Origin of the sequence: Microcoleus sp. B3-D7 (genome assembly GCF_036705305.1) — a bacterium.
In the GTDB taxonomy this organism is placed as follows: Bacteria; Cyanobacteriota; Cyanobacteriia; order Cyanobacteriales; family Microcoleaceae; genus Microcoleus.
Genome location: NZ_JAUBUE010000003.1, coordinates 130973 through 155714, shown reverse-complemented (window position 1 = coordinate 155714; position 24742 = coordinate 130973). Strand labels below are relative to the sequence as shown.

19 protein-coding genes are annotated in these 24742 nt (G+C 47.5%); 7 read left to right on the top strand and 12 right to left on the bottom strand.

The features are described 5' to 3' along the window. The first annotated feature begins 83 nt into the window (after window positions 1-83). On the top strand, window positions 84-1154 hold the full coding sequence (locus tag QUB25_RS03800; RefSeq protein ID WP_333059323.1) for a patatin-like phospholipase family protein: 1071 nt from the start codon (window positions 84-86) through the stop codon (window positions 1152-1154). A gap of 273 nt (window positions 1155-1427) precedes the next feature. Here QUB25_RS03800 and QUB25_RS03795 read toward each other — a convergent pair whose 3' ends face one another. After that, entirely contained in the window at window positions 1428-3137 is a 1710-nt protein-coding gene (locus QUB25_RS03795; RefSeq protein WP_333182057.1) for a pentapeptide repeat-containing protein, read from the bottom strand. A gap of 284 nt (window positions 3138-3421) precedes the next feature. Further along, window positions 3422-3838, bottom strand: coding sequence for a hypothetical protein (locus QUB25_RS03790; protein ID WP_333182056.1), 417 nt, complete (start codon window positions 3836-3838; stop codon window positions 3422-3424). 255 nt (window positions 3839-4093) lie between these two features. Here QUB25_RS03790 and QUB25_RS03785 point away from each other — a divergent pair, with 255 nt between their 5' ends. Further along, window positions 4094-5863, top strand: a complete 1770-nt coding sequence (locus QUB25_RS03785) for a S8 family peptidase (protein WP_333059320.1) — start codon at window positions 4094-4096, stop codon at window positions 5861-5863. Then, window positions 5860-6081 carry a hypothetical protein gene (locus tag QUB25_RS03780; protein WP_015177626.1) on the top strand — a complete coding sequence of 74 codons (222 nt, stop codon included), beginning with the start codon at window positions 5860-5862 and terminating at the stop codon, window positions 6079-6081. The genes QUB25_RS03785 and QUB25_RS03780 overlap by 4 nt, the downstream gene beginning before the upstream one ends. Before the next feature lie 1087 nt (window positions 6082-7168). On the opposite strand, the gene QUB25_RS03775 is transcribed toward QUB25_RS03780, so the two are convergent. Together QUB25_RS03775 and QUB25_RS03770 are read right to left on the bottom strand one after the other, a co-directional pair. Then, window positions 7169-7957, bottom strand: a complete 789-nt coding sequence (locus tag QUB25_RS03775; RefSeq protein ID WP_333059319.1) for an SDR family oxidoreductase — start codon at window positions 7955-7957, stop codon at window positions 7169-7171. Between the two features lie 180 nt (window positions 7958-8137). Then, window positions 8138-9043, bottom strand: coding sequence for a nuclear transport factor 2 family protein (locus QUB25_RS03770; protein ID WP_333182055.1), 906 nt, complete (start codon window positions 9041-9043; stop codon window positions 8138-8140). A 221-nt stretch (window positions 9044-9264) separates the two neighbouring features. Here QUB25_RS03770 and murG point away from each other — a divergent pair, with 221 nt between their 5' ends. Further along, complete coding sequence (gene murG, locus QUB25_RS03765; protein ID WP_333182054.1) at window positions 9265-10329, top strand: undecaprenyldiphospho-muramoylpentapeptide beta-N-acetylglucosaminyltransferase; 1065 nt, start codon at window positions 9265-9267, stop codon at window positions 10327-10329. Between the two features lie 60 nt (window positions 10330-10389). Here the strand turns inward: murG and ureG are convergent, their stop codons facing one another. The 4 genes from ureG to QUB25_RS03745 all read right to left on the bottom strand — a co-directional run bounded on the left by ureG (window position 10390) and on the right by QUB25_RS03745 (window position 13220). Beyond that, window positions 10390-10986 carry an urease accessory protein UreG gene (gene ureG / locus QUB25_RS03760; RefSeq protein ID WP_333059314.1) on the bottom strand — a complete coding sequence of 199 codons (597 nt, stop codon included), beginning with the start codon at window positions 10984-10986 and terminating at the stop codon, window positions 10390-10392. A gap of 37 nt (window positions 10987-11023) precedes the next feature. Then, entirely contained in the window at window positions 11024-11737 is a 714-nt protein-coding gene (locus QUB25_RS03755) for an urease accessory protein UreF (RefSeq protein ID WP_333182161.1), read from the bottom strand. Window positions 11738-11860: 123 nt separating this feature from the next. Beyond that, a complete protein-coding gene (ureE, locus tag QUB25_RS03750) occupies window positions 11861-12298 on the bottom strand; it encodes an urease accessory protein UreE (RefSeq protein WP_333059311.1) in 438 nt (145 codons plus the stop codon). Between the two features lie 430 nt (window positions 12299-12728). Beyond that, the gene (locus tag QUB25_RS03745) at window positions 12729-13220 is read right to left on the bottom strand and encodes a DUF4168 domain-containing protein (RefSeq protein ID WP_333182053.1); all 492 of its coding nucleotides are present in this window, start codon (window positions 13218-13220) and stop codon (window positions 12729-12731) included. A gap of 871 nt (window positions 13221-14091) precedes the next feature. Here QUB25_RS03745 and QUB25_RS03740 point away from each other — a divergent pair. Continuing rightward, window positions 14092-14517 (top strand): DoxX family protein, encoded by a 426-nt coding sequence (locus QUB25_RS03740; protein WP_015177615.1) that lies wholly within the window; start codon window positions 14092-14094, stop codon window positions 14515-14517. Then, window positions 14514-15029, top strand: coding sequence for a DUF4385 domain-containing protein (locus QUB25_RS03735; RefSeq protein ID WP_333182052.1), 516 nt, complete (start codon window positions 14514-14516; stop codon window positions 15027-15029). Before QUB25_RS03740 ends, QUB25_RS03735 begins: the two co-directional genes overlap by 4 nt. 101 nt (window positions 15030-15130) lie before the next feature. Here the strand turns inward: QUB25_RS03735 and QUB25_RS03730 are convergent, their stop codons facing one another. The 4 genes from QUB25_RS03730 to QUB25_RS03715 all read right to left on the bottom strand — a co-directional run bounded on the left by QUB25_RS03730 (window position 15131) and on the right by QUB25_RS03715 (window position 19565). Beyond that, the gene (locus tag QUB25_RS03730) at window positions 15131-15598 is read right to left on the bottom strand and encodes a regulatory protein RecX (protein ID WP_333182051.1); all 468 of its coding nucleotides are present in this window, start codon (window positions 15596-15598) and stop codon (window positions 15131-15133) included. An 89-nt stretch (window positions 15599-15687) separates the two neighbouring features. Further along, window positions 15688-16098, bottom strand: a complete 411-nt coding sequence (locus QUB25_RS03725) for an AbrB family transcriptional regulator (protein ID WP_172184952.1) — start codon at window positions 16096-16098, stop codon at window positions 15688-15690. A 1507-nt stretch (window positions 16099-17605) separates the two neighbouring features. Then, window positions 17606-19306, bottom strand: a complete 1701-nt coding sequence (locus QUB25_RS03720; RefSeq protein ID WP_333182050.1) for a CHAT domain-containing protein — start codon at window positions 19304-19306, stop codon at window positions 17606-17608. A gap of 4 nt (window positions 19307-19310) precedes the next feature. Then, window positions 19311-19565, bottom strand: coding sequence for a hypothetical protein (locus tag QUB25_RS03715; RefSeq protein ID WP_333035660.1), 255 nt, complete (start codon window positions 19563-19565; stop codon window positions 19311-19313). 1419 nt (window positions 19566-20984) lie between these two features. On the opposite strand from QUB25_RS03715, the gene QUB25_RS03710 reads away from it, so the two are divergent. Further along, window positions 20985-24742: cadherin-like domain-containing protein (locus QUB25_RS03710; protein WP_333182049.1), on the top strand; the 3758-nt coding region annotated here is incomplete at its 3' end.

Sequence of the window (24742 nt, the reverse complement as noted above, 5' to 3'; positions counted from 1 at the left end):
CGTTGGTTATTGGTATTTTGATGCTGTATGAGTTTGTTTCATTTATCTTGACAACTTAAGCAATATCTAAAGGAGTAAATGTGATGGCGACTAAATTCAAGAGAAGAATTCTCTCAATTGATGGTGGTGGTATCCGGGGTATTATTCCTGCGATCGTTCTCAACTACATTGAAGAGCGCACAGGAAAACGCATAGCAACAATGTTTGATTTTATTGCAGGCACTTCAACAGGAGGAATTTTAGCACTTGGTTTAACTAGAAAGAACTCAGACTCTAGCATCAATAGTGAGCCAGAGTATACCGCTGCCGAACTTGTAAATTTCTATCGCAAATATGGAAAAAAGATTTTTAATGAGTATGTTCCACTGGATTTTGATGATTTGTTACAACCCAAGCACAACCCAAAAGGTAGGCAACAAGTTTTAAAGGAGCTTTTAGGTGAAGCTAAGGTTGAAGAGGCATTACGAGAAATTTTCATCCCGAGCTATGATATCGAACTCAGAGCACCAATTTTTTTTACAAGCAATCGGGACGCAGAGGAAATCAAGAGTTTTGATAGCCGGAAAGTATGTACGGGATTCAAAATGTGGGAAGCAGCAATGGCAACTTCTGCTGCACCGACATTCTTTCCACCCTACCAACTCGAAACGGGACATCATACCGAGGAGGGATATTACGCTTTGGTAGACGGCGGAATTTTTGCAAATAATCCTTCCTCACTTGCAATGATGGAGGCGATGATTTCTTACAAGAAAAAGACTGGTGAAGAACTACAACGTACTGAGACCCTTGTTGTTTCTTTGGGTACGGGATCACTAACTAAGAAATATAAGTATAAAGAAGCAAAAAATTGGGGTCAAATAAAATGGGCTATTCCCTTACTTAACGTTGTTCTAGATGGCCAAAGTGAATCGGTTGCGTATGAACTTGCTCAGCTAATGGTGACTAAAAGAAATCAAGAAAATAACCGCAACTACTATCGTTTTCAACTTCAATTGAGTAGCGATAATGGTCACGATCAAATCGACAACGCCAGTCCCAGTAATATTGAGTACCTAGAGAACAGAGGTGAAAAACTAATTGAACACAGTAAGAAAGATTTGGATGAGTTGTGTAAGCTTTTGAAGGAGGAGCCTGAACTTTATTCTAATTAACCGCACCGTTAAATCGATATACGGTTGTAAGATTTTGAATGGGGGTAAGATTTTGTGTGTATTCATTCCCACAACAGGGCATCCCAAACCGCACCGCTTCCCCCATTACCGAACAACGCTCGCAATCCGAAGCTGTTTTCTCCCACGTGAGCAACTGTTCCCGAAACACCGGGTATTGCTGGGCAGTAATGCACGATCGCTTTCCGTTTCCGACGCCGAGGAGCAAGTGCGGGTATGAGCCACTCTCCGGCTTAAAATCTTAACAATTAACTGTTAATAATCGATCAAAAGGGTAATTGCATACCGGACCGCTTCCCCCATCATCGAACCACGAACGCGATCCGAAGCCGTTTTCTCCCACGCGAGCAACTGTTCCCGAAAACCCGGGTCTTGCTTCGCCCGCTGCACGATCGCCTGACTGATGACTTTCTTTTGAATCTGCTCTGTCGGGATACCTTGCTGCTTCAAATAATCCAACAGCCGCTGCACGCTTTCGGAGAATTTATCCGGCGTCTGAGACATCAAAATAAACGAAATTTGGCGCACCATTCGCTGGTAGATTTCCTGTCTTCTGAGCAGTATTTCTTTGTGACTCGGCTCCGTCGGCTCCGCATTGTTACTAGGAACAGCCAAGTCGAGCAAACTCAAAATTTCAGCGCCCTTGGCTAAAACCTTTTCCAACATATCTGGATAAAGCTCCAAAATGCGATCGCCCAAAATCTTGCCGTTCACCAAACGGTTCGCGCTCAGCCTCAGTAAATTTTGTTCTCCCGCAGACTCAAAAAATTGAACATTCAATTTGAGTTCGCGGCTTTCCAACTCCACCCGACGCAGCGTAAAAACCACCGCCTCCCAATTAGGAGCTTCCTCAAAAGACACCTTGACAACAGAACTGTCCTCTTGATGCTGCCGCCCCAATTCCCCCGACTCAAAATCGCGATCGACCGGAAAGCGATTTGCCGCCACTTTCGCAGTATAATCAAACTGAGTAAAAACATAGCTGCAGTCAACTCTCGACAGATCGACATCTTGAACTTGCCAATTTTGAATGCAGCAACCCGTAAGCTGCGCCCCCTCCAAATTCGTCCGAATCAAACGGCACTCAATCAAACAAGCTTCTCTTAAATCCGCCTCACCCAACATCGCATCCATCAAATAAGCGCCACTCAAATCAGCTTTCCGCAAATCAGCACTTCGCAAATTAGCTTCGCTCAAATCCGCCCGCAGCAAATACACTCCTTGCAGGTTAGCTCGCAACAAAAGGGCCTTCTTGAAACTCGCTTTCAATAAATAAGAACCCGCCAGATTAGCTCGACTCAAATCAGCGTTATCCAGCACCGCCTCAGTCAAATCCGCCCCCGCCAGAACAGATCGGTGCAAGTCAGCGCCCGTCAGATTTGCCGATCGCATTTGAGCGCCATTCAAGTCAGATTCAATCAAATTTACACCGATTAAAATTGCCGATCGCAAATTCGCTTCCACTAAATGCGCTTCCCGCAAATTAGCGCCCGTTAAATTAGCACCAACAAGACTGGCGCGGTTGAGATTAGCCTCCATCAATTCCGCCGCCATCAACTTCGCGCCGTCGAGTTTAGCCCCGGCAAAATTAATTTGGTCAGATTTAACTCCCTGAAGATTAGCACCGCCCAAATCCGCTTCCGGGAACGCGGCCCAATTGAGTTCTGCTGCTTCCAAACAAGCAAGGCGCAAATCCGCTTTAGCAAGATTTGCCCCGCTCAAATTTGCCCCGCTCAGATTAGCCCCAGCCAGCCCCGCACTGCGGAGATCCGCGCGCCGCAAACAAGCCCCTATCAACTTGGCATTGCTCAAAAAAGACCAGCTCAAATTAGCACCGGTCAAGTTAGCACCAGTGAGGTCTATTTCTCGCAGGTTAACACCGCTTAAACTAGCGCCGCTAAGGTCAATGTGACCAAAGTTGCGCTCTCCCTGTTGATAGCGCTGTAAAAATTCTTGTGTTTGCATTCCGCTGATTGGGGGGCTGGCAATTTAGCTGTTTTAGGACGCGCTGGTCAATAACTTTAACTATAAGGTAAGCACGGAACCTGAGCGGGCTAGGTACGGGGACACTACTCCTACTACTTACTGCAAGAACTCATGTCCTCCGGGTGATCCGTGGGTACTTCACCCCTATAGATAGCAGCTCAAAGGATTTGTTGCGTAAGTTCTATTTCTACTAGCTTTACAGACTTTTGTAACTTAAAGCCGCAGAGTTCACATCTTATACGGTGCCCCACCGGAGAGTGTTTTTACCTAAAGCGCTGCAATTCTTGCTGCAAGTGTTTTCCCCATTTAGTCGCTAGAGGAATTTCTGTAAAAGGAACTTGCACCGCAGCAGCATCTTTCAACAAAAATTCGAGGGCGATTGGACTTCCCGAATTCGGCGGTGACTCTAAATCAACTGCCTGAGAGTTGACTAACAACCGCAGCGACTCCACGTCTTTTAAAGAAAAAGTTTGCAAATTCACAGGTCCGCTGCGAGTAGGTTTTCCCCAAGTTAAACTGTCTTCTTGCTGACCGAGTACAGCATAAATATCGTACTTGGCTTTAGCGAATTTTTCGGCCCAGACGCGATACGCTTCCAGCTTTTGATACTCGTTCCATCCAGCCCAAGCCAGCCCAATAAAAATTGCCAGCAGTGGCAGCCACATTAAACCTCTTTCCATGCAATACCCTTGTTAAAAATACTGGCTTGTTCTGTTTCTCATCTTCTCTAATGATACAATTAATTGAAGTCCTAAAACTTGCTCTGCCATTTAAACGAGAAATTAGAGCAATTTTTGATCTAGCAACAGCCACCGCCGAAAACTACCAAACGCCCGCGTGCGAGATCCCCACAAGTCGCAGCAAGGAAAACTGGCGCTGGCGGTGAAAATTGGGTTATTGTGGGGAACAAGCCTTCCCTAAACGGACGATCGGCCATGAAAAAGTTTTTCCTTCTGTGCTTATTTTTAATCGGGCTCGGCTGGGCGATTTCTAATTTCCCAGGACTTGCTACTCAAGGCACTTACGACTCGATTGTGCTGGATTTCCGCGAAGATTTGGGTGCTGCTGAGATTGCGAAAGAAGTAAATGCGATCGCCCAACAGTACCAAGTCGCACCCCAACTCAACAGCGAATTCTCAGCGGGCGACAATGTATATGTAGTTAAGGGCGATCGCACTTTGCTAAACGCCCTGAGAAAATCAAATTTGGCTAAAGATACCGAATACATTGAACCGAACTTTGTCTACAGCGCTTTCGAGATTCCCAACGACCCCATGTATACCAAGCAGTGGAATCTCCGCAGTATCAACGTAGAATCTGCCTGGAACGAAACCAAAGGCAGCGGCACAACAGTAGCGATAATTGACACGGGCATTACTCCAGTCGCTGACTTAAAAGAAACCAAATTTGTACCGGGCTACGACTTTGTAAACGATCGCGCCGAAGCCTACGACGACAACGGCCACGGTACTCACGTCGCAGGTACAGTCGCCCAATCAACTAACAACAATTACGGCGTTGCGGGCATCGCCTACGAAGCAGCTTTAATGCCACTAAAAGTGTTAAGCGGCAGCGGTGGCGGCACGGTTTCCGACATCGCCGAAGCGATTAAATTTGCTGCTGACAACGGCGCAGATGTCATCAACATGAGTTTAGGTGGCGGTGGCGAAAGTCAGTTAATGGAAGAGGCGATCGACTACGCCCACTCTAAAGGCGTTGTCATCATCGCAGCCGCCGGCAACTCCGGCGACAGTTCCGCTTCCTATCCCGCCCGCTATCCCCATGTCATCGGCGTTTCCGCCCTCGGCCCCGACGACGAAAAAGCCAGTTATTCCAATTTCGGCGCAGGGGTTGATATTGCAGCCCCCGGCGGTTCTGAAATGGGCAAAATCCTGCAAAGTACGATCGACCCGGAAACCGGCGCCGAAGTCTTTGAAGGCTACCAAGGCACTAGCATGGCTTCTCCCCACGTTGCAGCCGTTGCAGCCCTTGTCAAGGCTTCCGGTATCACAGAACCAGACGAAATTCGCAGCGTACTCTTGCAATCCTCGCGAACTGTCACTGAAGATCCGTTAAACCATTTTGGTTCGGGACACCTAGACGCAGCCGCAGCAGTTCAGCTAGCCCAGCGCGGACAAATTAACTTCCGCGATTTCTTCCGCTGGCTGCGCGATAACGGCTATCTCAACCCCCGCTTTTGGATTGACGGCGGTGCAGTCGCCCTGTTGCCTAAAATTGCAATGGTGCTCGGTTCTTACCTGCTGGCTTTCTTGATGCGGAATTATTTCCCCTTCGCCTGGACTTGGGGCTTTTCCGGTGGCTTGATTGCTGGTAGTTCTGGGTTCTTTTTCCTGCGGAACTTGTTTGTATTTGACTTGCCGCAGTGGCCGATGCGGGTGATGGGCAGTTCTATTCCCGAACTCGGCGGTGCAATTAATGGCAGCATTATGCTGAATCCCTTTTTTGCTAGCGTTTTAATTCCTGGGATTTTGATTGCTTTGCTGTTGGGACATCAACAGTGGAAGTGGATCGCGATCGCAATTTCGATCGGTTTTGCCAGCAGTTTAGCGGTCAATGCTTTTGTGTCTCCCACAGTCTGGGGATTGGGCACAGGTTTTGTATCACAAACATTCTTGATTGTCAATGCTTTACTGTGTTTCGGACTGGCGCGTTTAGCAATTAAAACAGAGGTGCGATCGGCATGAGTATTACTGTCAAAGGTGAAATTGAACGCAAAGGATTGGGTCCCGGTACTTGGGCTTTGGTCGGCGAAGATGGGGAAACTTACGAACTTAAGGATGCTCCTTCTGACTTGAAAAAAGCTGGTTTGAAAGTCAGTGTTAAAGGTGAAGTCCGCAAGGATGTGATGACTTTTGCTATGATCGGCCCGGTTCTTGAGGTGCAGTCTTTTGAGGCGATTTAGCCTAATTGGTTAATGCAGCTTTTGAGCTAAAAAAAACCCCGGCCAAAATTGGCTGGGGTTTATTAATCAGGGTGCATCTACTAATTTAATCTCCCGCCTCAAAACACCTCTTTCAGGACACTTTGGCAGAATTTGCGAACATTGGCGGCGAGGGCGTGCGATTGGCAAAAAAAAACCCCAAACCAAAATTGGTCGGGAGTTAATTAATCAGGGTGCATCTACTAATTTAGTCTCCGGCTTTACACCACCTCTTTCAGGACACTTTGGTAGACTTTGCGGAAATTTGTGGCTCAGCTTGCGATCGGCAAAAAAAAACCCGGCCAAAATTGGTCGGGAGTTAATTAATCAGGGTGCATCTACTAATTTAGTCTCCGGTTCGAGGTGCACCTGTTCCGGACAGTTTGGGAAAATTTGCTAAAATTCTTGGTTTAGGGTGCGATCACAAAAAAAAACCCCAAACCAAAATTGGTCGGGAGTTAATTAATCAGGGTGCATCTACCAATTAAGCTTCCTGAGAATTCGAGCGCAATCCGGACAACCTCAAACTTTCTTCAGCATCACCCTCGATACCGCAAAAAAAAACCCCAAACCAAAATTGGCGGGGAGTTAATTAATCAGGGTGCATCTACCAATTAAGCTTCCTGAGAATTGGAGGCCCAATCCGGACAACCTCAAACTTTCTTCAGCATCACCTTGGATACCGCAAAAAAAAACCCCAAACCAAAATTGGTCGGGAGTTATTTAATCAGGGTGCATCTACTAATTTAGTCTCCCGTCTCACAGCACCTCTTTCAGGACACTTTGGCAGAATTTGGGATAATTTTTTGCTCAGCGTGCGATCGCCAAAAAAAAACCGACCAAAATTGGTCGGGAGTTAATTAATCAGGGTGCATCTACTAATTTAATCTCCCGCCTCACAGCACCTCTTTCAGGACACTTTGGCAGAATTTGGGATAATTTTTTGCTCAGCGTGCGATCGCCAAAAAAAACCCGGCCAAAATTGGTCGGGAGTTAATTAATCAGGGTGCATCTACCAATTAAGCTTCCTGAGAATTCGAGCGCAATCCGGACAATTACCACTAAAAACTCAAAACTCTTTTCGGTGCACCAGAGTAGCACTAGCTTGGTCTGTCGGAACTAGCAAGACTTCGCTAATATTGACGTGGGGCGATCGTGTCGCGCAAAAATACACGACATCGGCTACATCGTCAGCAGTCAGCGGTGTCAATCCTTGATAGACATTTTTGGCTTTTTCTGCATCGCCGTGAAACCGGACATTGCTAAATTCTGTTTCCACCAAACCCGGCTCTATTTCCGTCACGCGCACGGGTGTTCCCAAAAGGTCTTGTTTCAACCCTTCGGAAATAGCTCTCACTGCTGCTTTAGAAGCGCAATAAACATTACCTTTCGGATAAGCTTGCCGACCTGCTATGGAGCCGATATTCACTACGTGACCGCGGCCTCGGTTTACCATTCCCGGCACGATCGCGCGAGTCATGTAAAGCAAGCCTTTAACATTGGTATCAATCATTTCTTCCCAATCTTGAAAGTTGCCTTCATGCAGTTTGTCTAAACCACGGCTCAATCCCGCATTGTTAATCAGAATATCGATGCTTTTCCAGGCATCGGGAAGCGCAGTTATCGCCGATTCCACTTGCAGGCGATCGCGCACGTCCAATTCGAGCAAATAAATCTCGTTCGCCGACGCAATCAATTTTGTTTCTACAAGTTCGTTTGCCAGTCGATCGAGCTTTTCAAGGCGGCGGGCTGCTAAAATTAGTTGGGCTCCTCCTTTGGCGAATATCTTGGCACAGGCTGCTCCGATACCGCTACTCGCACCTGTAATGAAAACAATTTGGTTTTGGATAGAAATCATTTTTAATAATCAGAAGGAAGAGGGAAGAGGGAAAAAATTTTAGTTGGTATAAGATTAAGTCTGGTCAATTAACCATCATTATTGTAGAGGCAGGTTTAACTTGTACTCTCATTGGTGTTAGAAATTTTACTTAAACCGCCACTACAGAAATTACCCAAATAACCCATAACACCTATTTTATTATTTGACAACCCGCAATCGCACACTAACTGTTGCAATTCCGCCTTGTCGCATCAAAACTGCTGAAACCCACCGATTTTCGGGCGTAGCCGGAGCTTTACCTACTTTAAAAATTCCCCCGGAATTTAACAACTCCAGCTCGACTTCTGAGGGATTAAACAAGGTTTTTTCGGTAATGGGTTCCTCCAAAACAGTCCCTATTAAAATATCATCGCCGATCGGCTCTCGCACAATGGCATCAAAATGGTACTCTTCGCCCACCTTAACTTGATCCGGAAAATTAACTTGAATTGTGGGAGGATTTTGCCCAGAACTAAGCTGAGTTTGTTCTGCTAAAATCTCTTGACTAACTATTTTTTCACCTTCAAAGCGCTGCTGGGAACGGATGGTAGCTTTGAGAGTTAATTCTCTGCCATCCTTTTTTTGAGTGCCGGCTATTGTAGTTATGGTTTCTGCGATAATCGCGCTACCTTCGGTTTTCCAAGATTTGATCTCGGTGCGGTAATTTAAACTCGGATATCGATCCCAGAGTTGGGTGAGGGCTTTTTCCATGCTTTGGCTGTTTAAGCCGTCAGAATGAGTGAAACTCGGGCTGTAAAATGCCATGACTGCTTTGACATCACGCCGGTTGGCCGCTGCGTCAATTTCTGTTAGCACTTTTGTGAGTGGGGCAGGCGCATTTGCAGGGGTTTGGGCGATCGTTCGGGGAGTCGCCGCGATCGCACCGATCGCTCTTGCCGCACCTTGATGCAGCACGCCAGCACTTACCACTGTTAAACATAACAACATTTGAGCGATCGACTGCCCGCAGTTAAAGCCAAAAACGATCGCCCGATCGGGTTTTTTGTCCCGAGGGCTGGAAAAATACTCAGATGCACTTGGCACTAAATTCAAAAAATTACGCATTAGATGATAATTTGGTTATTTGTCAGGGGTCGTAGCTTGGGCAACTGTTCGCCTGCAACGAAAACTGACAACGGAAGCAGGGACACGGCACAATCTAATTTTAGATGGCTGATTCAAAATTGGCTGAAACTGCCGGAATAATAAGCATAATAATCTAAAACCTCAAATATAAAATTGATCGACCTGTGGAACTTGTACTTGTAAAAAAAGAAACAAATACCTTGACAAAAGCCCCCCTCCGGTTGTTGGTTGCAGCTAGCGGCACTGGTGGACATTTATTTCCCGCGATCGCCACCGCTGGGCAGTTGAACGACTGTCAGATCGAATGGCTAGGAGTCCCAGACCGCATGGAAACCCAGTTAGTTTCATCCCTTTACCCCCTCCACACGATCGCCGTTGAAGGCTTTCAGCAGGGATTTGGGCTCGGTACACTGCGAATTTTGGGCGGGCTCGCCGGATCGATCCTTCAGGTGCGGAAGTTGCTCAAAGCGGGAAATTTTCAGGGAGTCTTTACTACCGGGGGTTACATCGCAGCACCGGCAATTCTAGCGGCCCGTTCTTTGGGTTTGCCGGTAATTCTCCACGAATCTAATGCAATTCCGGGGAAGGTGACGCGCTGGTTTAGTCCTTTGTGCACTTCTGTGGCGATCGGATTTGAAGCAGCAGCCCAGCATTTACCCCGCGCCAAAACTGTGGTTGCTGGTACACCGGTGCGATCGCAATTCCTGACTCGCCAACCTCTAAATTTGCCAATTCCTGACAGTGTACCTGTAATTTTAGTCATGGGCGGCTCTCAAGGTGCTGTCGCAGTCAATAAGTTAGTGCGCGAGTGTGCTCCGGCTTGGTTTGAGGCGGGTGCTTGGGTGGTTCACCTCACCGGAAATAATGACCCGGATGCTGAGAGTTTGAAACACGAGCAATATTTGTCGATGCCCTTTTACGACAATGTGGCGAGTTTGTTGCAGCGAGCAAATTTAGCAATTAGTCGATCGGGCGCGAGTGCTCTGACAGAATTAGCAGTGACGGGAGTACCTTCTATTTTAATTCCTTTTCCTCACGCCGCTGACGACCACCAAAGATTTAATGCGGAAGTATTTGCTAAAGCCGGCGCCGCCGTGGTATTCCGTCAAAGCGAACTGACAGCAGATGTGTTGCAAAGCAAAGTGTTGTATTTGTTAAGAGATTCCGAATATTTGGAAAAAATGTCTCAAGCAGCTTCTGAACTAGCAGTGAGAGACAGTACAGAACGTTTGGCTAATTTGGTCAAACAATTGGTGGTGAGGTGATATTTTTTATGATTTTTAACCGCAGATGAAGGCAGATGAACGCAGATGAAGACTGATGTTTTACGCGATATGGGAGCGGATGAAATTAACTACTGATTCTAATCCTTCTTGAGTCTTCAAGTTAGTAAAAACAAAAGGTTTATCGCCTCGCATTTTTTTCGTATCCCGTTCCATCACGCCTAAATCTGCTCCTACATAAGGTGCGAGGTCTGTTTTATTAATTACTAATAAATCCGACTTAGTAATTCCCGGCCCGCCTTTGCGCGGAATTTTATCGCCTGCTGCAACATCGATTACGTAAATTGTTAAATCTACTAACTCCGGGCTAAAAGTGGCAGCCAAGTTATCGCCGCCGCTTTCTACAAAGACTAAATCTAAATCAGTGAATTTGTGTTCTAACTCTTCTATCGCTACTAAGTTAATGGAAGCATCTTCGCGGATGGCTGTGTGGGGACAGCCTCCCGTTTCTACGCCCAAAATTCGATCGCTCTCCAAAGCTTGACTCCGAACCAAAAACTGGGCATCTTCCTGAGTATAGATATCATTAGTAACTACAGCAATCTGGTATTGCTGCCGCAGCGCCTTGCACAAAGCATCAAGTAAAGCAGTTTTTCCCGAACCAACCGGCCCAGCAATTCCTAGACGAAAAGCACCCATAGCGATTTTAGATTTTAGATTTTAGATTTTCTGATTTTCAACTCCGAAATAGCCGAGTGTACTGAGTTTCGTGCGCCATACTAGCTAGGGCTAACCCCCAACTGCAACTAGCAATATCATCATCTTCTAATTTTAAAACTTCTTGGGCCGTACAGCTAATTTGCGAGTGCAAATCTAACAACAACTGTTGACCGGCTGTTTGACCGAGGGGAATCAGTTTCACCCCCGCACTCGCCAAATTGGCAGCCCAACTGTACAAATATCCTAACACGGCCGCTTCCTCTTCTATCTGCCAGTTGGCGGCGGCAATGCCAAAGCCGATCGCAAAATTGCACTGATTGCTGCCAGATTCCACGAATTCTTTTACAATTGTGGTTAACCCAGAAGCTACGGGCGATTCCCTGCGGGATAGCTTCGCTTCACGCAAATCCAGCAGCAACCTGACCAAAGTCCGCCCCATTTGCCAACTTTGCAAGCGCAATTCTTCAGTTTCTTTAGCAGCAGTCGCCCAAGCATTCCAGTAACTCAAAGCGGTCAAATCCCCAATCTGTGCCGCCCTCAAAGCGCGTACCACCACAGCGGCTTCTACTCGCACAGCCCCGAATTGCAGCGAATTTTCTAACCAATTCCTCAAAGTAATCTCGCTGTTGATCGCACCGGTTTCTACCAGACTTTCGATTCCCTCAGAATAACTATAAGCTCCCACAGGTGCAAAAGCTAGCTGCAACAAAGATAAAAGTTGATTGTTCACTATTGACTGTTGACTGTTGACTGTTGACTGTTGACTTCTTGCTTCTTTAATGGCCGAAAGCAATTTAGTCATAAGCACTCGGACTCATCGGTGGGAGTAAATCTAAAATCTAAAATCTAAAATCTAATGGCTGTGCCCGTAAGCGCCCATTTCCGGCTGAAACGGCACAATTTCCTCTGTTACTTCCAAACCCATTTTTTCGAGCATTCCCTGCAACACAGAGTCGGGAGAAAGTCTTAAATAATTGTCGGCAATTTCTAAAGCTACGTGGCGGTTTCCTAAATGATAAGCCGCCCGCATCAGTAGCAGCGGACTTGAAGCCCGCGCTGTCAGCACCGGTTCTGGTTTTGCACTTACCAGTACCAAACAGCTACCGTCTTCCGACTGCAATAAATCTCGATCGCGCAGTACCGTACCTCTGGGCAAACTCAGGTGCAGCCTTTCCCCCGTTTCTGTCTCGAATCGGTGGCGACTGCGAGTGCGATCGTCCGCTGTCATTGGTACAGTAAAGCTGACAACAGCATCGGGATTTGCAGGTAAATGTTTTGTGAAGGTTAGCATTTTTATATTCTATTCCTCAGAGCAATTCACTTGAACTTGAGTTTTTGAGGAATATCTTTTTTATAGCCGAAGGAATAAGGAAGACTGAACTTCCAATCTTCAGCTCATGTTTCAGAAATTAAAAACGTCTTAATCGTGTTGGCGATCGCTATATCTCATTGCGATTTACAGCCCGTTGAAAAATATTCATCTCTCTGACCGCTCCCGTTCTGGTCTCATTACCAAATTTATGTTATTTTGTCAAGCACTTGAACACAGACGATCGCTTTTTTTTCAAAAAATTTTGCCTACCGTCTAGGAACTCGAACAATTTAAATCTCCAATATATTGTTGGGGGGAGGTAGCGGTTAGGCATCCTGCCTGCCCTTAACAAGCTTTTATGGAGAAGTCTAATAGAACGGGAGAGGAAGAAAGACTCAAACCATCAAGCTTATTGATTGCCCGCTTGTTGCAGTCGCAGGAGCTCGGCTTGAATTCGCTGTTTGACTGCCGGGTCCGCTTGCTGGAGCAAAGTAAGCTGGTTGAAGCGACTAACTGTCAAACCATTGGTTTCGATAACTTTTTTAGCTTGTTGGCAGTAATTCACCGCGATGCCGCGAACACCTCCAGACAACCTATTTATTTCCTGAGTTTCGTTGCACACTACTCTGGGAACCGAGCCCCCAGCGATTCCTTTAATTTCGTTATAAGCTTCCACCCGTCTGGGTTCTATTGCCAACACAGCACGAGCGTAGCTAGTAATTTCTTCGCTGCTAATTTCTTGAGCTTGGGCTGCTGCTCCGAAAACGAGGTTTGGGGAGTGTGTGTACAAACCGGGCGCCCATCCGCTAGCTAAAGCTGCTGCAGAAAAGATGCCAAGCAACAGCGATTGTCGCAGCATCCGGTTTATGCCAAATTTAGAGGTGTTTATTGAGGTGTTCATGGTCGTCGGTGATTGATTGCGTGTAGATAAAAATGACACAGCGCTTGGAGGCTCAATCTTTTTGAATAATGTGGTGGCTAAAAAGTTCCTGCCGTTGGTGACTTATTTTGAATTCCAGCAGGATGGTTGGGGAGTTGCTACGACGATCGACTTTTTAGCAAATTCAATAATTTCATTCATTATAACATCTGTCGGAAGTTGACAAAATTCAAACTTTAGATAGTAATTTTAATTACAGAGCGTTCCCGAATTGCCTCTCCCAATAATTCTAAAAGCGCAAATATTAAATAATTCTAAAAGTTCTTGACAAATTACTCGCCTTAATTGGGCTACTCAAGGTACGGGCTAGCAAAGCTATCTTCCCGCTAGGGTTCCCGAAGGTTAGGGAAGCGCCTGGAAGGCTAGGTCAAATTTAGCAGCAATCGCACTCATCAATTGCGGCGATGATTTATTTAATGTTAAGCGATGGTGCATTTGTCGATGAAGAAAATCCCCCCCTGGTTTGGCTGGTGACGAAGCCAAAGCCGGAACAAAAATCATGTTTCACTACCCGAAGATAGAGACAGCAACAGGGCACTAGACATTAAAATCTTGTTATCAAAATGTGCGCTATCTGTTTTTGGCAGTCAACGCCCAGGCCTTCGATTCCAGTTCTCACTTCCTCCAGTTTGGGGGGGTGAAAAATTGTCTGGGAGTTACCCAGAAACCTGGTGTTTATACGAAATAAAATCGTTACAGCCATCAGCAAGAGCAGACAAAGCCGGAAAGCTGGAATTTTTGGGCCTCAGTTTTATTGTCATATCGCTCGCAGATAGCGAATTTTGGCAAGCATTATCGCAGCACTTTAACAGTTATTAATTTCCCCTTGCCCATGAAAAGTCAAAAAGAAATTTGGCGAGTTATTCTCGCAGTAGCTATCAGTATTGTAGGCGTGCTGCACTTTGCAGTACCCGCACCTTTTATCAGAATTGTGCCACCCCAGCTTCCTTACCCGGAAGCCTTGGTTTATATCAGCGGTTTTTTCGAGATTTTGGGGGGAATTGGGCTGTTAGTTCCTCCTGTGAGCAGGGCGGCGGCGTGGGGATTAATTGCCTTGTTTATTGCCGTGTTTCCAGCTAATATCAATCAAGCCGTCAACAACATTCCCATAGAAGGGATTCCCCACAACCAATTACTGTATTGGTTCAGGCTGCCTTTTCAAGCCGTCTTGATTGCTTGGGCCTGGGTTTATACCCAACCAGACGAAGGGAAACCCCGGGCTTCTATAGTTCCCGATAGAACAGAAAATGCCCGATGAAGCAGTTCGACTACTCTTTGGATTTTAAGAACATCGACTTTCGACAGCACCCTGAACTTTATCGGGTAGGGAAAGGAGAACAGGGAGTGCTGTTGGTGGAACCCTACAAAGGAGAAATTCTGCCTTTCTGGAGATTTAAGACTCCTGAAATTGCCAGGGAGTCCAGCAGCAAAATTTACTCCTTGTTTTTAGAGTATCTCGATCGTGAAGATTTTGTGGGAGCCGATATGGCCCGCAAGTTCTTGCAGATGGGGTATACTCGATCGCGTCGCTACGCCAACCACAAAAGCGGTCGAAAATACCAGCAAAACCCTCAGAAGCTGAAGTCTGTTGCAGAGCAAACCGCAGCTCGAAAAGATATTTTGCCCCTACAAGCAGATCCGGTGAAAGCAGAATCTGCCGCCATTTTTAAAGAAAAATGGATGCTGGCTAAAATCAACGATAAATATCTCGAGCTTTTAGCCAGACACCGGCAGATGTACGAATCTTATTTAGTCAACGCTGAGGATTGACATACATTTACAAAAACTCAGAACTTACACTTTAGCCCCGTCGGCAGCGGTGTAGTTGTGCTTGCCTATCTGGGCCGCACCTATTTGCGTGGCCCTACTATTTACTCGTCATCTTCTTCTGTTTGCCACTGTCGCCAAATTTCAAAGGCATTAAAGCCCCTGTATTGCAGGTAATTCAAGACTTTGCTCTTGGTTTTCGGATCTGCTTTACCCCAAGTATCGATCTTGTATTTCCGCATGACTTTGGCTTTTAATTCGGCCAGTTTTTCTGCTTCGGAGTCCTGATTTTCGGCAATTTCTTCTTCCCAGACTTGCTCGAACAAATCGTTGGTAATTCCTTTTTGCAGGCACTTGCGCTTGATGGCCGACTTCCCGTATTTGCCTGCTGCAGAGGCGATCGAGTTTGCCACCAAGCGAGTGTCGGACTGATAGCCGCGGTCTTGAATTTGCGCGATCGCCTCCAATATTTCCTCATTGCCAAAACCTTTCTCTTGCCCCTTTTTGCGAAGTTCAGAGGCACTGTAGTCTTTGCGGGACAAGAGAAAATAGAAATAGTCAAGACAGCTCATCAGTTAAATCGAAGGGTGGCGCGCAAATACTCGTGTAGCGAAGCCAAATCCAGTCGCCTTGCTATCGGCTGACTGCATCGCGATCGCCTCTATTCTTCTGTATCCTCCTCTTCATCATCCACATCCACATCCGGTCTGTCCACATCGATCTGAATCAAGCGAATGTGCTTGTATCCGAGCTTAATTTCAAACTCGTCTCCCGGCTTTAATCCCATTTCTTGGGTATAATTTGCCCCGATCACGATCGAACCATTCTTGTGAACGCTAGCTCGATAACTCGCTTCTCGCCCGCGTCCGTCTGCTTTAGACTTCTCTAGCTCAATGCCCTTAGCAGCTAACACTGCATCGTAAAACTCAGCCAGATTAATCCGGGTTTCTCCACTTTTGCTGACCGTGAAGTAGCCGCAAAGCTTTGCAAGTTCTCTGCGTGGCAAATCACTGCCTTTGATTTTTTGAAGCAGACCTTTTCCTGTTAAGGGTGCTGTAGCTGTTTCTGCCATTGACCGTACCTCGCTTATTGGACTTTACTTATATCAATTACAACACATTAGATTAACTTTGTTTCACTGTCAATACTAAGAATTCTGAATATTAAGATTCTGGATAAATTTCTGTGGTCTCAAGACCGGGGGTGCAAGTAAGGATGCTCGAAGGCCGATCAATTTGCACCTCGCGGCCCAAATGCTTGTGTAAGCCTCGGACAGATCGCGCGGGGAATTATTGTCGCAAATTAAATGCTTTACTTTTTTACACTAAAGTCTGTTCCCTGCATTCACCAATCCGCGATTGTGTCTGCGGTCAAGGTCAAAATAAGACAGCCCTGAATGGAAATACCTAGAACGCGGCCACTGCAAATCTGCCGAAAGCATTTACCGGCGCGGGGTTAACTTTTACCTCAACAAGACGAGGCAGCACTTGTTCTCAATGTCACTGCCAGCTACTTGTAAATTCTATTTTTCGGGCTGGAAATCCCCTCAAAACCCCAAATACCAACGAGCAATCTTCTATTAAGGTGTTGAGCATATAACTTCCACAGAAGGCAGTGTGGGGAAGGCAATTAGGTAAAAATTGAAGGAAATTTCACCTCTTCTTTGAACGGGTTTAAGCTAAAACCCGACTCAATGGGCGCGGCAGAAACATCGGGCAGCCACTAAGAGGGGAATAGTTTTGATCGGGTGAGATTGCTTCGCGACTCTTAACACTTCGCCAGGACTCTGTAGATTTCTAGGGGGAACTCGGGAAAATCCTCCTCCTCCGGCCCCAATCCAGAAAATTTGAGGTTATTTCCACAGGGGAATTGAAAAAGACCGAGTTAAATGCACAACTGCTTAAATGTTTGATGCACTACAAATTAGTGGCGGTTCCCGGCATGGAGTTTCGATGGAAATGTATTGGTTTCGACTCGTGGCCTGTAAACTGCCATACTCTCAAAATTTATGTACCAACTGGAGGGGCGCGTCAAACTCACAGGCACTTCCATAATTAATTATTGTGAAATATAGCAAGCGCGCTGACGGTGAAGACCTTCTTAATGGTTGCAACTGTGGCTTTTATTGTCTTGTACCGAATGACTAATGCTCCTGCTGCCGAATCAGCCCGCCCAAAAACATATACAAGCCACCGACTCCTGTCGTGGAGAGATCAAAATTTTAGAGTCTTGTTCCAGTTCCCAGATTTGTCTGTCGAGTAAATTTAAAATCTCAAATCCTTCGACTCAGGGTTCAAGCCGAAGTCTAAAATCTACAATCGACTGACGAATTTCATATCAAGCAGTCCCGGACTTACTCTCTCGACGAGAAACCCGGTTTCTTCCTAGATGCTTGGTTGCGCTACTGCTTATTTTCGGTAAAAACCGGCTTGATGAAGGTAAGTCCGAGATTCGATCGAGCAGCATACTTTTGATCACTTTTCCAGCGGGAGCCTATAACGAATGGCCAGCAAAAACCCCACCCAGTTTGGAGCCAGGCCAAGAGGGTCTAAATTCCGCATTCCAGTGGGCGATCGCTTTTAGTGACGTTGTTGCAGGTAATTTTGCGACAGGGGAGTCCGTACCGCCGGCAGTAACTCTTCTGGTTTCGTGCTTCGCTGGTTCGAGTACCGCCACCCAAAAAAGCCAGCACTCAAAGCAACGGGGAACAAGCAAAGCATCAGGGCGACAGATTTTTTCAACCCCGGTTTTTTTAACGGTTTCTGAGTCGCTGCAGCGGCGTGAGTTGCTTGGATCGCCGAACACTCAGAATTAGGAATAGAGGACGGCGAAGCCGTCGGTGAGTTTGGTGAATTAGTAGCATCGGGTCGATCGTTCTGGTGAACCCAATCCCTGCGATCTTTTAATTGGTCGGGAAAATATTCCCAGACTTCGCCGTCAGAATTGTCTGACTCATGCGATCGATTTGCTGGGATTGGGGGGTATGGGGCGATCGCCGAAACCGAAGACGGAGCCTTCCATTCTGTACCCGCGAGCGCCGGTTGCGTTCCCGACGCGATTATGTGCACCATAGAACCGGATGTCGCGCTGTGGGCTGGGGCGCCGATCAAATAGCCGTCAAAGTCCGGGTGCTGGTAGAGAATGGGCAAAGCCCAGTATAGCTGGTGAGAACCGTAGGCAGAAATTAGCCCAGCTCTGGCCCGGCTCAGGCTGAGATCAACTGGATAGCCTTGATTGAGGTTGCGGTAAAACAACCGCGTCAGAGTTAGGGCTACATCGTCGGGGATGCTTTCTGCCATTGCTAGCACTGCCGGAATGCCCCGCTTCACTAGAGCTTCGGTTAAGTTCCGTTCCGGGCTGTCGTCCGCGAGATCGGAGGGGTCGCCGTAGGCGCCGCGGCAGGAGTTGAACACGGCCATCTGAATACCGTTGTTAACAAGCAATCCAGCTAAGTCGTCGCCACTCAAGGTTTCGGTTAAGCCGGTGCGGCTGCTGACTAGGTAGAGTTCGCCACCTCTGGAACCTAAGTTGCTGTGACCTGCGTAGTGCAGGACTTGGTAGTGTCCTTGTTCTAAGGCTTGGGTAAGTTGTTCTCGATCGGGCTGTTCGAGAATCGTCAGTTGAATTTCCGGGGAATGGGGGCTGTTTTTGAGAGGATTACCCGTGCGGTTTTGGAGTTCTTGTTGCAGGTGGAGCACTTCTCGCTTGAGCTGCAAGCTGTCTCGATCGCTCGGAGAGGCGATCGCCATTAAAATTTTTAGCGGCCCGCTACTAGGCAGTATCCGGGTTTGTTTGAACAAACTTGTACCTGGTTGGTAGCGAGAAAACACGACATCGGTGCCGGTTGCCAAAGGGCGATCGCCGGCGTGCAGAACTTCCCACGGCAGCCGCGGCAAGCGCCGGCCTTTGAGTCCGAGTCGCAGTTGCAGCACTTCTCGGCGGTGCTGGGCGATGCCTTGAGCGCAAGTCCAGCTATCGCGCAAGTTTCCTTGAAACAGCCCGCTGTATAATTGTTGCCCGAGCGCTACTAAATTCGGCGCTGAGTTGTGTCCCGAACGGGAGATCCCGCGACCAGCAAAACTGCTTCCCTGTACTGCTTTTCCTTGGAGCAAGCCCACCAGCGGGTCGTTCATCAGTTGAGCAGAGAGTGCAAGCCATTCATTGATCGGCCAGCGGACTTGTTGTTCGGCTAAGGGTACACCGGGTGCAACCCTTTCTGTCCGCACTAGATATTCGTCGTCTCCAACTGGAGTGACTGAGAGTTGAAATTCCTGGCTCACGGATTTAGCGCCCTCCCGCCTTAATTCTGAATTTGCCTGCGTTTTTGCGGCTAGCAATAGCGATCGGCAAAATAATTTTTACTTTTTCAATCAAAGTTTCTGAATGCGCTTCCCCCGATCGGGCGATCGCTAGGGTCATATATATTTGTTCAAACACTTTGAGGATATAAAAGTTGTACTTTAATAACAGTTTATTAGTTTTGATTGCCCTGTGGCTCGGTGAAAGCCGAATTTTCTGCAATCTTTGTATCTTTAACATTTTGCACCTCTACCGCAGACCCCTTTAGATTCGTCGTGAACTTGAGTTTCTCATTGCTGAGTAAAGTTAAATTGGAGGCACTTTACCAGGCGGATCTCTAGTTCTTATTAAAATTACTTCGGCTCTCGCCAACCGGTTTCAGGGTAATATCGCAGGGAAAGTTGAGTATTTTATTTTTTTTGGCGATCGGTCGATCGGTCTTTACCGCTTATCCTCTACCACCAACCCCCCATGTGTAATCTTGATTTTGTGTCAATTAATTAATTGGTCAGCCCTGGGTTCTCATCCGTAAGCCCTCCGCCCTCATCCTTAAGACCTCAGTGGCGATCGGTAATTGATAGTTGACCATCGATAATTGCCAATAACTTATTGCTAATTTTCCGCTTTTATGATATAGAAAAATTTTAATTTAACTCTCTTAATCTAGTTAAAGTTAAGCAGCAAAAATAAACGTAAGCAGCCAAGAACTCTCAACAATACAATGGCAATCAAATTATTCCGGTACTCTCCAGCAACCATCATTTTTGGCATCTAGAGGATTAAGCCTCATCAGGCCGGTTTCTCGGAGAATTATTGGATTTGGTAACAAAGCCTCTACAAAACAACAGGGTTGGGCAGCCTCGCCGTGGGTCGTCCCCGCTCAAAATGCAGATCGAGCTTGCAACTGTCACCAAAAACGAATTCTGCCCCTTTACTACTTTTTGGCACTTTTTGCAATCTGTCTTGAGATTGATATATTTTGGCAGAATTCTTAGTATTGATCCGAAAAAAATTTTTTCTCAGTTCGCGATGTTTCCTAGAATCGAGAAAAAATTGTGCAACTAAAAATTAGAACAAATATTTGCCCGGGCGAATTATCTAAATTTCTAATTAATCATCGGGAACTAAAATTAGAAGCGTGCAGTCGTTTAGTCAAGAGATTCAAATCCTAAGTCAGGGAAGGATTTGTCAAAGCTGGGAGTGTTACAAAACTTCCATACACCCAGCCAAGCTCGGAAAAAATGCAAGGGAAAAATTTGGGGGGATACAGGTTTTGGGTAGTTATTTAGGAGTTGTCAGTTGCGAGTTTAAGTTCAGCTAATTCACTGTAGAAATTACGTAGATAATCTACAATCAGGGGCCCTTCGGTCCAGCTTACTGTAGAAATTACCGAGAACATCTCAAATGCTCGGCGCTTCGGCGCAGTAATTACAGTGTAGGTTGCGGATCAATTAATTTTGGTAGGCAATTGCAGAATATAAAACTCGCAACAGAGCGAAAAAAACCTTGCCGTTTAAGTGGCATCTATAATAGTAAAGATGAGGAAACCAGCTCCTATAGCAGGCGAAAGCATGAAGTTAAAAAAACAATCTTCTGCAGCGTCCTGTTTGCTGATAAATTGATTCTAAGAAGCTTACCATTTTTTTGGAAATATCAACGATGGAACTACTTGAAGAAGAACAGGGAACACTTTTTGCCTTTCAACAAGATGAAACAGGAATTCCTGAGATGACAGAGACAGATCCCAAGTTGTTTACTACACCGATCCCCATCGGTGACGGGGTGGATTTAGGCAACAACAGCCCTCCTTCCGATGAGAAGTTAAAGGACTTAATTGACGCAGCGCTCAGCGAAAACACCGCCGACATTAACGCCTTAATTCCGGATCAGTCTAACGGTACACCCGAAACAGGTGCTGCTGATGACAGCCAAATGGCGGAATCTACCGGCGTACTAGAAGAAGGTGTGGGCGACATAGATGACGATGACTTCGACGATGGCAGCGACATCCCTCCCCGCCGCCGAACCGTCCTCGGTAGCGATGACGATGACTTAATTGTCGCCACCGACGAAAACGAGGAGATATTCGGCAATCAAGGCGAAGACACAATCAAAGGAAACCGTGGCAGAAAAAATACAATCTTCGGGGGTAAAGGTAACGACGATTGCGAGGGCGGCGAGGACGACGATGTAATAAAGGGCGACAAAGGAAACGACAAGGTTAAGGGCGACAAAGGCAACGACAAGGTTAATGGCGGTAAAGAGAACGACAGCCTTTTTGGCGGTACCGGCAATGACACCTGCGAAGGCGATGACGGGGATGACTTGGCCAACGGCAACGAAGGAGATGATGACGTTAAGGGTGGCGCCGGCAGTGATACCGTCTATGGCGGCAAAGGCAACGACGATTGTGAGGGCGACGAAGGCAACGATGTCGTCAGGGGCGATCAGGGCAACGACGATTGTGAGGGCGGCGCAGGCAACGATACCATTAACGGCGGCAAAGATAACGATACCGTTAGCGGCGGTGTAGGCAGCGACAACTGTGGAGGCGACGACGGCGACGACAACGTTAGCGGCGGCGACGGCAACGATACCGTTAGCGGCGGTGCCGGCAGCGACAACTGTGGAGGCGACGACGGCGACGACAGCGTTAGCGGCGGCATCGGCGACGATACCGTGCTCGGCGGTGCCGGCAGCGACAACTGTGGAGGCGACGACGGCGACGACAGCGTTAGCGGCGGCACCGGCGACGATACCCTGATGGGCGGCGACGGCAACGACAAGTGTGAAGGCGACGACGGCGACGACAGCGTGATGGGCGGTGCCGGCGACGACAGCGTGATGGGCGGTGCCGGCAAGGATACCCTCGTTACTGGCGACGGCAATGACACGGCAGACGGCGGCGACGGCGACGACAGCGTTAGCGGCGGCGGCAACGGCGACGATACGCTGATGGGCGGCAACGGCAACGATACGCTGATGGGCGGTACTGGCAACCATACCTGCGAAGGCGGTGCTGGAGATGACGTTTATGTCCTGAGTAAACCTACCACTCCCAGCGACGGCCGTGCAGTCATCACTGACTACGAAGATGGCAAGGACAAGTTTCAGTTGCGTGGCGACTTGAAATTTACCGACTTGACGTTTGTACAAGCCGGTGACGATACCGAAATTCGGGCCAATAACGTCGCGCTGGCGCGATTGTTGAAGGTCAGGGCAACGCAGATCGATGCTAGCGACTTTTTAGGAGTTGATCCTCAAACTCCAACTCCCACTCCAAGCCCAACTCCAAGTCCAACTCCAACTCAAACTCCGATTTCTAACCCTCCGCAAGTGGAAGCTAATGATACCCTGACTGCTGGTTCCAGCGGCGGCGAGGTAATTATTACTCCTGACTTGTTGAGTGTTGTCGATCCCGAGCAAGGTCCTGGCGGCATAACCTTCACGCTAACCGAGCTGCCCCCTGCTACAACCGGGCAACTACTTGTTAATGGAGTCCCCGTAACAGAACCGGGTGTTACCTTCACTCAAGCAGACATTAACGCAGGCAGGGTAACTTTCCGAGCGGCAGTAGGTTTTGTAGGTACGGCTACTTTTGGTTTTCAAGCTACCAACGGCAAAAGACCTCTCATCGACCAGCGTTTTAGCTTGAATATCGAGCAAAATTTGTTTGATTTTGGTGGCAATACAGCACCTCAAGTTATTGTCGGTTCTGCGACGCTGGATAACGACATCGAAGGCGGCGATGCTGGCGATAACATTACAGGCGGTCAGGCCAACGACACAATCATCGGCGGCGGCGGCAAGGACACAGTTAAAGCCGGCGCTGGCAATGACGATATCGAGGGCGACGCTGACGATGACGATATCGACGGTGGCATCGGCGATGACACAGTAAGAGGCGGTCCTGGGAATGACACATTAACTGGAAATGAGGGCAATGACACGATCGAAGGCGGCGACGGAACCAATGTTCTAAGTGGGGGTGATGGAAACAATCGCTATGTTTACCGCACTTCCCGCCAACAGATTCAAACAGTTGCAGAAGCTGACTTAATTACTGACTTTAAGGTCGATGGCGATCTTTTAGAGCTTTCTACGGCAGCTTTTGGTAATCTCACCGTTTCTAGCTTGACCCGACTGGATATTACTGCTACTACTGCTGTTGGGTCGATCGGCAGCGCTAATTTGCTCGACTTCACCACGGATATCACTGTTACCAGCATCGCGTCTTTGCAAGCGCGGTTTGTAGCTTTGGGTGGCAACGGAGACGTGCCTACTTTCTGTCAGTTTATAGATGCCGAGACCGGCCGTTCCGTACTGGTATTTTCTGTTGAGGGGCGCTTTGAAGTTGTCACCAGTTTCTCGGCGAGCATTCGCCTGCAACTCAGTAACTTTGTCTTCACGGGCCCGCCACTAAATATTCCTGTCGGTACTGCCGGCCCTGACAATGTGGATTTCACCACTTCTCCGGCCCCAGTTAATTACGATGGTTTAGCAGGCGATGACAAGATTGTCGGCAGCAATTTTAACGATAGCCTCAAGGGCGGCGACGGCAACGATACCATTACCGGCGGCGTCGGTTTGGATGTCATCAGCGGTGGCACTGGTTCGGATCTGTTTGTTTACAGGACAACTAAAGAAGGCGGCGATAAAATTTCCGACTTTACTGTTGGGGTAGACAAATTCGAGTTTAGCGCGAGCGCTTTCGGCAATTTGACTACGACTAACTTTGACGGTGTAAGCGGTTCAAATCCTGACATTACTGGCAAAGAGTTAGTGATTTTCACAGGCGGCAGTTATGCCTCTTTGGAAGCTGCACAAGCTAAAGCCCTGGGCAATTCTACAACTGCTGGTTTCTTCGCCTTTACGAATGCGTCGAACGAGACTGTGTTGTATTTTGACTCGAACGGTACAGTGGCAGGTGGTTCGACGCTTATTGCTTCCTTGGGTACGGCTGCTAGCAATCTGGGAACGGCGGACTTTGTATTTACAGGTACGATCGCCTCTCCTGCTGGTACTACTACCAACTCAGGCAGCGTTGTTGATTTAACTGCTGTTGGGAACACTTACCCGACCGGAGTTAACAATTTCGGTTCAGGTGCTGGCGGTTACAACTTCACCACTCCTGTCTTGTTTACCGGAAATGCTGATGCTAACAGCGTCACTGGTACTGAGTTTGCTGACATCCTCAGCGGCGGCAGCGGTGCAGATATTCTGACTGGCGGTTCTGGTGCGGATCTGTTTGTTTACAAAGCAACAGGCGAAGGCGGTGATACGATTACTGACTTTACCTCTGGGGTAGACAAATTCGAGTTTAGCGCGAGCGCTTTCGGCAATTTGACGAGGACTAACTTTGACGGTGTAAGCGGTTCAAATCCTGACATTACTGGCAAAGAGTTAGTGATTTTCAC